General features: G+C 62.2%; 6 protein-coding genes. 2 read left to right on the forward strand and 4 right to left on the reverse strand.

What is annotated here, in order from left to right; all coding sequences use genetic code 11:
• Positions 1 to 50 precede the first annotated feature (50 nt).
• Genes ispH through C515_RS0112930 form a run of 4 tightly spaced genes read right to left on the reverse strand, consistent with a single transcriptional unit; the run spans position 51 to position 5,337 of the window.
• A complete protein-coding gene (gene ispH / locus C515_RS0112915; RefSeq protein ID WP_028455885.1) occupies positions 51 to 971 on the reverse strand; it encodes a 4-hydroxy-3-methylbut-2-enyl diphosphate reductase in 921 nt (306 codons plus the stop codon).
• Positions 968 to 1,468: a signal peptidase II gene (gene lspA / locus C515_RS0112920; RefSeq protein ID WP_028455886.1), complete on the reverse strand. Its 501-nt coding sequence runs from the start codon at positions 1,466 to 1,468 to the stop codon at positions 968 to 970. The genes ispH and lspA overlap by 4 nt, the downstream gene beginning before the upstream one ends.
• Positions 1,461 to 4,346, reverse strand: coding sequence for an isoleucine--tRNA ligase (gene ileS, locus C515_RS0112925; protein ID WP_028455887.1), 2,886 nt, complete (start codon positions 4,344 to 4,346; stop codon positions 1,461 to 1,463). Before ileS ends, lspA begins: the two co-directional genes overlap by 8 nt.
• 58 nt (positions 4,347 to 4,404) lie before the next feature.
• Positions 4,405 to 5,337, reverse strand: a complete 933-nt coding sequence (locus tag C515_RS0112930; RefSeq protein ID WP_028455888.1) for a bifunctional riboflavin kinase/FAD synthetase — start codon at positions 5,335 to 5,337, stop codon at positions 4,405 to 4,407.
• Between the two features lie 371 nt (positions 5,338 to 5,708).
• On the opposite strand from C515_RS0112930, the gene C515_RS20935 reads away from it, so the two are divergent.
• Both C515_RS20935 and C515_RS0112945 read left to right on the forward strand, forming a co-directional pair.
• Positions 5,709 to 6,992: an MFS transporter gene (locus tag C515_RS20935; protein ID WP_051304913.1), complete on the forward strand. Its 1,284-nt coding sequence runs from the start codon at positions 5,709 to 5,711 to the stop codon at positions 6,990 to 6,992.
• Between the two features lie 16 nt (positions 6,993 to 7,008).
• Positions 7,009 to 8,193 (forward strand): MFS transporter (locus C515_RS0112945; protein WP_028455889.1); only part of this gene is annotated, 1,185 nt, incomplete at its 3' end.

An 8,193-nucleotide genomic window follows, 5' to 3' on the forward strand; every position in this document is an offset into this window, starting at 1 on the left:
CCGGAGGTGGCCTGATGGCGTCAGAAATGCAGCCGGCCGGTGGCGAGCCGTCAGGCCAGACCCTTGGGCAGGCTGAACACGACGTTTTCCTCGATGCCGTCCATCGGTGCCACGCTCTTGGCGCCGTAGGACTGGATGCGCTCGATGACCTGCTGGACAAGGATTTCCGGCGCCGACGCACCGGCGGTAATGCCGACGCGGGCTTTGCTGGCAAACCATTCCACCTTCAGCTCGCCGGCGTTGTCGACCATATAGGCGTCGATGCCGAGGCTGGCGCCGACTTCGCGCAGGCGGTTGGAGTTCGAGCTGTTGGGCGAGCCGACGACGATCAGCACATCCACATCGCGCGCCAGCTGCTTGACCGCATCCTGGCGGTTTTGCGTGGCGTAGCAGATGTCATCCTTCTTCGGGCCGACAATGTCGGGGAAGCGTGCGCGCAGCGCGTCGACGACCTTTTGCGCGTCATCGACCGACAGCGTGGTTTGCGTCACATAGGCCAGCTTCTCGTGACCCTCAACGTCCAGTGTCGCCACATCCGCGGCTTCTTCCACCAGGAACATCGGGCCATTGCCCTGGCCCATGGTGCCTTCCACCTCGGGATGCCCCTTGTGGCCGATCATGATGATGGCGAAACCCTGTTGCTGCAGGCGCCGCACTTCCAGGTGCACCTTGGTCACCAGCGGGCAGGTGGCGTCAAAGACGTTCAGCCCGCGTGCTTCGGCCTCGCTGCGCACGGCCTGCGAGACGCCGTGCGCCGAAAAGATCACGGTATTGCCGGCGGGAACGTCGGCCAGGTCCTCGATGAAGATCGCGCCCTTGGCTTTCAGGTCTTCGATCACGAATTTGTTGTGCACGACTTCGTGGCGCACGTAGATGGGCGCGCCGTATTTTTCCAGCGCCTTTTCGACAATCGCGATGGCGCGGTCAACGCCGGCACAGAAGCCGCGCGGCTGGGCAAGGATGATGTTCATGCTGCGGGTTTCTCCTTCTCGCGGCGGTAGCTGTCCCAGATGATCAGCGCGGCGCCGCCAACGATGGCCGAGTCGGCCAGATTGAAGGCGGGATAGTGGCGCGCGCCCAGGTAAAAATCAAGAAAATCAATGACGTGACCAAAAATCATACGGTCGATGGCATTGCCGATGGCGCCGCCGAGAATCATGGCCAGCGCCAGTGCAAAGCGGGTTTCGTGCTGATGCTTTTTCAGCAGCACCACGATATAGGCAGACACACCCAGCGCCAGTGCGGTAAAGAAATGCCGCTGCCAGCCGCCGGCGTCGGCCAGGAAGGAAAAGGCTGCGCCGGGGTTGTAGGCCAGGGTCAGATTGAAAAAGCCGGGTATCACCGTCAGGCTCTCGCCCTTGTTGAAGCTCAGCTCGATACCGTGCTTGGTAATCTGGTCGAGCGCCAGCACGCCCAGTGCCAGCAGCAGCCACTGTTTCAGGCCGAAACCGGCCAGTCGCTTAAGCATGCTGGCGTACCTCCCCGGCACCGTGCAGATTGTCGTCGCAGCGCGCGCACAGCGTCGGGTGTCCATCTACGGTGCCTACGGTCGGGTGGTAGTGCCAGCAGCGTTCGCACTTCTCGTATTCCGAAACTTTGACGCTGATGGCGCTTTCATCGCCTTGCTGCAATACGGCCTTCGAGACGATGAGCAGGAATTTCAGCTCTTCGCCCAGCGCCGCCAGTGCAGTGTGCGTCTCGCCGCTGGCGGTAATGACCACTTCGGCCTGCAGGCTGGAGCCGACCTTGCCTTCCGATCGCAGCACTTCGATATCCTTGTGCATTTGTGTACGCACTTCGCGGGCCAGTGCAAACTGGGCAGAGAGTGCCGCGGCATCGGCAACGGCCGGAACAAGGTGCCAGCGATCAAGGAACACGCTGTCGCCCGTGCCATTGAGCACTTCCCAGACTTCATGCGCGGTGAACGAGGTGATCGGCGCCAGCAGACGCACCAGCGCCTGCGTGATGTGCCACAGCACGGTCTGTGCCGAGCGGCGGCCGGCGCTGTCCGCGGCCATCGTGTAGAGGCGGTCCTTGATGATGTCCAGATAGAAGGAGCCGAGTTCTTCCGAGGCGTAGGCGGTGATGTCCTGTACGGCGAGGTGGAACTCGTACTTGTCGTACAGGGCCAGCACGCGCGGCTGGAATTCACCGAGCTGCACCAGCGCATAGCGATCCAGTGTCGTCAGCTGTTCGACGGGCAGGGCATTTTCAGCCTTGAAGTCCGACAGGTTGGCCAGCAGGAAGCGCAGCGTATTGCGGATGCGGCGATAGCTGTCAGTCGTGCGCTTGAGGATTTCGTCGGAAATCGACAGCTCGCCCGAGTAATCGGTGCTGGCGGTCCACAGGCGCAGCATATCGGCGCCCATCTGGTTGATGACGGTCTGCGGAGCGATCACATTGCCTTTGGACTTGGACATCTTCATGCCCTTGCCGTCCACCACAAAACCGTGCGTGAGCAGCTGGTCGTAGGGCGCGCGGCCTTCGGTCGCGCAAGCGGTCAAGAGCGAGGACTGGAACCAGCCGCGGTGCTGGTCGGAGCCTTCCAGATACAGGTCGGCCGGCCACTTGAGGCCGCGTTCGCGCAGCACGGCAAAGTGGGTCGAGCCGGAGTCGAACCACACGTCCAGTGTGTCTTTCAGTTTTTCATAGGTGTCGGCTTCCGCGCCCAGCAGCTCGCTGGCGTCCAGACTGAACCAGGCTTCGATGCCGTGTTGCTCGATGCGCTGAGCGACCTGTTCCAGCAGCTCATTGGTGCGCGGGTGCAGCTCGCCGGTTTCCTTGTGCACGAAGAAGGTCATCGGCACGCCCCAGTTGCGCTGGCGCGAAATGCACCAGTCCGGGCGGTTCTTGATCATCGCTTCCAGGCGTGCGCGGCCCCAGCTCGGGAAGAAGGCGGTGTCGTCGACGGCCTTGTTGGCCTTGTCGCGCAGCACGCTGCCGTCATGCGCGGCATGCTCCATGGCGATGAACCACTGGCTGGTCGCGCGGAAGATGATCGGTGTCTTGTGGCGCCAGCAGTGCGGGTAGCTGTGCAGCAGCTTCTCGTTCGCCAGCAGGTTACCGTTGGCTTCCAGTACTTCCAGTACCAGCGGGTTGGCTTTCCAGACGGTGAGGCCGGCCAGTTCAACGTTGCCATTCATGGCCGGCGTGTTGCTGATATAGCGGCCATCGTTGCCAACCGGATTGTCGACCGGCAGCTTGTAGTGCAGGCCAACCTGGTAATCCTCGACACCGTGCGCCGGTGCCGTGTGCACGAGACCGGTACCCGCGTCGGTGGTGACGTGCTCGCCGACAATTACCGGCACCTGGCGGGCAAAGAAGGGGTGCTGCAGCTGCAGGCCCTCCAGCGCCGCGCCCTTGGCTTGCGCAATCACTTCATTGGCGTCCAGGCCGTAGCGCTTGATCGCCGCTTCCGCCAGATCGCGAGCCAGAATCAGCAGGCCCTTCTCGGTGGCGATCAGGTCATAGGTCAGCTCGGCAGACACGCAGACGGCCTGGTTGGCGGGCAGCGTCCACGGCGTGGTCGTCCAGATCACGGCAAAGGCTTGCTGGTCGCCGACATTGATCCCGCCAAAGGCTTTGGACAGGGCTGCGGCATCGATTACGCGGAAACCGACGTCGATGGCGGGGGAAGTCTTGTCTTCGTATTCGACTTCCGCTTCGGCGAGTGCCGAGCCGCAATCCACGCACCAGTGCACCGGCTTCTGGCCGCGCGTCATGTAGCCGTTGGCGTTGATCTTGCCCAGCGTGCGGACAATTTCCGCTTCCGTCTTGAAATCCATGGTGCGGTACGGATTTTCCCAGTCGCCCCAGACGCCCAGGCGGATGAAATCGACCTTCTGCCGCTCGATCTGCTTGGCGGCATATTCGCGGCACAGCTCGCGGGTGAAGGACGCCGGCAGCTTGGTTTCCTTCTCATCCAGGCCGTTGGCCTTGCGATATTCGACGATGCGCGCGTGGATGTCGGGGTTGTTCTTCACCGCATCCTTGTCGCTTTTGACGATCTTCTCGATCTGGTGTTCGATCGGCAGGCCGTGGCAATCCCAGCCCGGCACATAGGGCGCATCGAAGCCGGCCAGCGACTTCGACTTGATGATGATGTCCTTCAGGATCTTGTTGACCGCATGACCGATATGGATGTCGCCGTTGGCATAGGGCGGGCCGTCGTGCAGCAGGAATTGCGGGCGGTTTTCGGCTTTGGCTCGGGCGCGCAATTTTTGATAGAGCTGCTGATCCTGCCATTGCTTGAGAAAGCCCGGCTCGCGCTTGGCCAGATCGCCACGCATGGGAAACGGCGTGTCGAGCAGGTTGACGGGATACTTGTTGCTGGTCTTGTCGGTCATGGCTGTTCCGGTATGCAGGGTATTGGTCTGTATGCTTTGAATTGGATGGGCTGCGTGGCTATACGTTCAGGTTTTCTTTTGCCGCGAACCAGGCTCTGGCCGCTTCGCAATCCCTGGCGATCTGGGCTTTCAGGGTTTCCAGATCGGGGTATTTTTCTTCATCACGCAGTTTGACGAGGAAATCGACGCGCAAATGGCGGCGGTAGATGTCCTCGTTGAAATCGAAGAGGTGTACTTCCAGCTTGGGCAGCAGGTCGCCGCCGTGGATGGTCGGCCGAAAACCCAGACTGGCCACGCCCTGGCGCACTCCGCCCAGGCCATGCACTGCGACAACGAAAATGCCCAGCAACGGCGGGCGATTGTGTTTGAGCTGGATGTTGGCGGTCGGAAAGCCGAGCTGGCGGCCGATGCGCTCGCCGCCGACCACACGGCCGGAAATCGAATAGGGGCGGCCAAGCAGGCGGGCGGCATGCTCGAGCTCGCCGGCCGCGAGCGCCGCGCGCACGGCGGTCGAGGAAATGCGCTTCGACTCATGCTGGATTTCCGGCAGGCCGGCCACGCTCAGCGCGGGTGTCGCCGCAAGCAGCGCCAGGTCGCCGCGCCGCTGCCGGCCAAAGCGGAAGTCATCGCCCACCAGCACATGTTGCGCATGCAGGTGTCGAACCAGCACCTCGTCGCGGAAGGCTTCGGCCTCAAGCGCGGCAAAGCGGCGGTCAAAACGCTGCACCACCAGATAATCGACACCGGCCGCCGCCAGCAACTCGATTTTTTCGCGCAGGCTGGTCAGTCGCGCCGGCGCCTGATCGGGTGTGAAGAGCTCGCGCGGATGCGGCTCGAAGGTGAGCACGGCGGTAGGCAGTGCCCGGCGCGCGCCATCGTCGCGCAATTGCTGCAGCAGGGCCTGGTGGCCAAGGTGCAGGCCATCGAAATTGCCGATGGCCAGAACACAGGGGGGGAGGGTCGCGCCCAGGGCGCCGCGGACCACGCGCATCAACGCTGCTGCTTAATCAATTGGAAACCGCCGATTGTAATGGCTGACGCCCGATTTGTCTTTGGGGCAGCCCGGGATCCGCACGCCGCTTTGCTGCCTGCTGCGCATGCTGGCGACCGGTTTGGCCAGAAACGACACGCAAAACTGCACCCGTCTTGTGGGTCATGGCCGCGTTGCCCGTCCTGATGGTCGTCAAACTTGTCGCGCCTTTTCTCCGTCCTAGTTCGAACTGACTAGCCAGCACCGGCCTTTGGGTGGTTGCGGCCTAGCCCGCTTGCGCGGGCGCGCTGCGTACAACGATGAATGCCGGCGCCTGGGCGCGGCCCGTATGCTTGTCCACATGGGCTGAAAGGTCTTTACGGGAGGTGGACATGACTGAACACGGACAAGCGGGCCGCAAATGGTCGGTGCTGTTTGCCAGCACGCTGGCGTTCACCGTCTGTTTCACCATCTGGATGATGTTCGCGGTGATCGGCATTCCGATCAAGGCGACGCTGGGGTTGAACGAAACGCAGTTTGGCCTGTTGACCGCCACGCCGGTGCTCACCGGCTCGCTGGTGCGCGTGCCGCTGGGTATCTGGACGGACAAATACGGCGGGCGCATCGTGCTGTTCCTGCTGATGCTCGCCACCGTCATCCCGATCTGGCTGATTTCCTACGCCACCGCCTACTGGCATTTCCTGGTGCTGGGCCTGTTTGTCGGCCTGGCCGGCGGTTCGTTTTCAGTCGGCACGCCCTATGTGGCGCGTTGGTTCGGCAAGCGCCAGCAGGGGCTGGCGATGGGGATTTTCGGCGCCGGCAATTCGGGCGCGGCGGTCAACAAATTCATCGCGCCCGTGCTGATCGGTCTGTACGGCTGGGTGGTGGTGCCGCAGGTGTACGCGGTGGGCATGTTGATCACCGCCATCCTGTTCTGGTTGCTGAGCAGCACCAACCCTTCGCACCACAGCGGCGCGGGCGTCTCGTTTGCCAGACAGCTCACCATGCTGAAAGACCCGAGGGTATGGCGCTACAGCCAATACTACTCGGTGGTTTTCGGCGGATACGTTGGTTTGTCGCTGTGGCTGGTCAAGTATTACGTCACTGAATACGGCCTTTCCATCCAGCACGCCGCGCTGCTGGCCGCGTGCTTTTCATTGCCCGGCGGCGTGCTGCGCGCACTCGGTGGCTGGCTGTCGGACAAGTACGGCGCCTACAAGGTCACCTGGGGCGTGATGTGGGTGATGTGGGTGGCGCTGTTTCTGCTGTCCTACCCGCAAACGGCGATGATCATCCAGACCACCAAAGGGCCGCTTTCGCTCGATATTGGTCTTTCGGTCGTGCCGTTTACCGTGCTGCTGTTTGTCGTCGGCATCGCCATGGCGATCGGCAAGGCCTCCGTGTTCAAGTTCATCTCTGATGACTTCACCAGCAATATCGGCGCCGTGTCCGGCGTGGTGGGGCTCGCTGGCGGGCTGGGCGGTTTCATCCTGCCGATTATGTTTGGCGCGCTGCTTGATTTCAGCGGCGTGCGTTCCAGCTGCTTCATGCTGCTCTACGGCACCGTCTGCGTGAGCCTCGTGTGGATGCATTTCAGTTTCAAACCGCTGGCCGAAGAAGAGGCGATCAGACACGCCTCGGCCCAGAAACTGGCCACGGCCAGCGGCAAGCTTTAAACCAAGGAGAACCATCATGTCGAGTGCCGTACTGAAACGCTGGGAGCCGGAAAACGCGGCCTTCTGGCAAAGCGAGGGCAAGAGCATTGCCCGGCGCAATCTGTGGATTTCGATTCCCTGCCTGTTGCTGGGGTTTTCGATTTCGGTGTTGTGGTCCATGGTGACCCTCAACATGCCCAATGCCGGCTTCACCTTCACCAAAGATCAGCTCTTTTTGCTGACCGCACTGCCCAATCTGTCCGGCGCCACGCTGCGGATTTTCTACTCCTTCATGCCCTCGATGGTGGGCGGGCGCAAGTGGACGACCATCTCGACCGGCCTGCTGCTGGTTCCGGCGCTGTGGCTGGGCTTTGCCGTGCAGGACCCGACCACGTCCTATCCGGTGATGCTGGCGATTGCGCTCTTGTGCGGGCTGGGGAGCGGCAACTTTGCCAGCTCGATGGCCAATATCGCCTACTTCTTCCCGTCGGCCGAGAAAGGCAAGGCCAACGGCCTGAACGCCGGTTTCGGCAATCTGGGCGTATCGCTCGCGCAGCTGCTGATTCCGCTGCTGATCACCCTGCCGCTGTTTGGCGCCTTCGGTGGCGACGCGCAGCACTATATGAAAGACGGCGTGGAAAAAAGCCTGTGGCTGCAGAATGCCGGCTTCATGTGGGTGCCGCTGATTGTCGCCGCCACGCTGGCCGCCTGGTTCGGCATGAACGACATTGCGGACGCAAAAGCCTCGTTTGCCGAGCAGGCCGTGATCTTCAAGCGCCGCGACAACTGGATCATGTGCTACCTCTATATCGGCACCTTCGGCAGCTTCATCGGCTTTGCCGGCGCATTCGCCCTGCTCACCAAGACCATGTTTCCGGAAATCCCCGTGGCCAAGATCGCGTTTATCGGCCCCCTGATCGGCGCGCTGATCCGCCCGGTCGGCGGCACGATTTCCGACAAGCTCGGCGGCGCCAAAGTAACCCTGGTGGTCTTTGCCGGCATGGCAGCCGGCGTGCTCGGCGTGCTGTCGGCGTTGCCGGCCATGGCCGGCGGCGCGCCGGTCGGCGGCAACTGGACCATGTTCCTGCTCAGCTTCCTGTGGCTGTTCGCCTGGGCCGGCATCGGCAACGGCTCGACTTACAAAATGATCCCCACCATTTTCTCGACCCTGTGCAAGCGTGAAGCGGCAGGCAAGGGCGAGGCGGAAGAAAAGAAATCCTTG

This window comes from Chitinilyticum litopenaei DSM 21440 (genome assembly GCF_000428145.1).
Classification (GTDB): Bacteria; Pseudomonadota; Gammaproteobacteria; order Burkholderiales; family Chitinibacteraceae; genus Chitinilyticum; species Chitinilyticum litopenaei.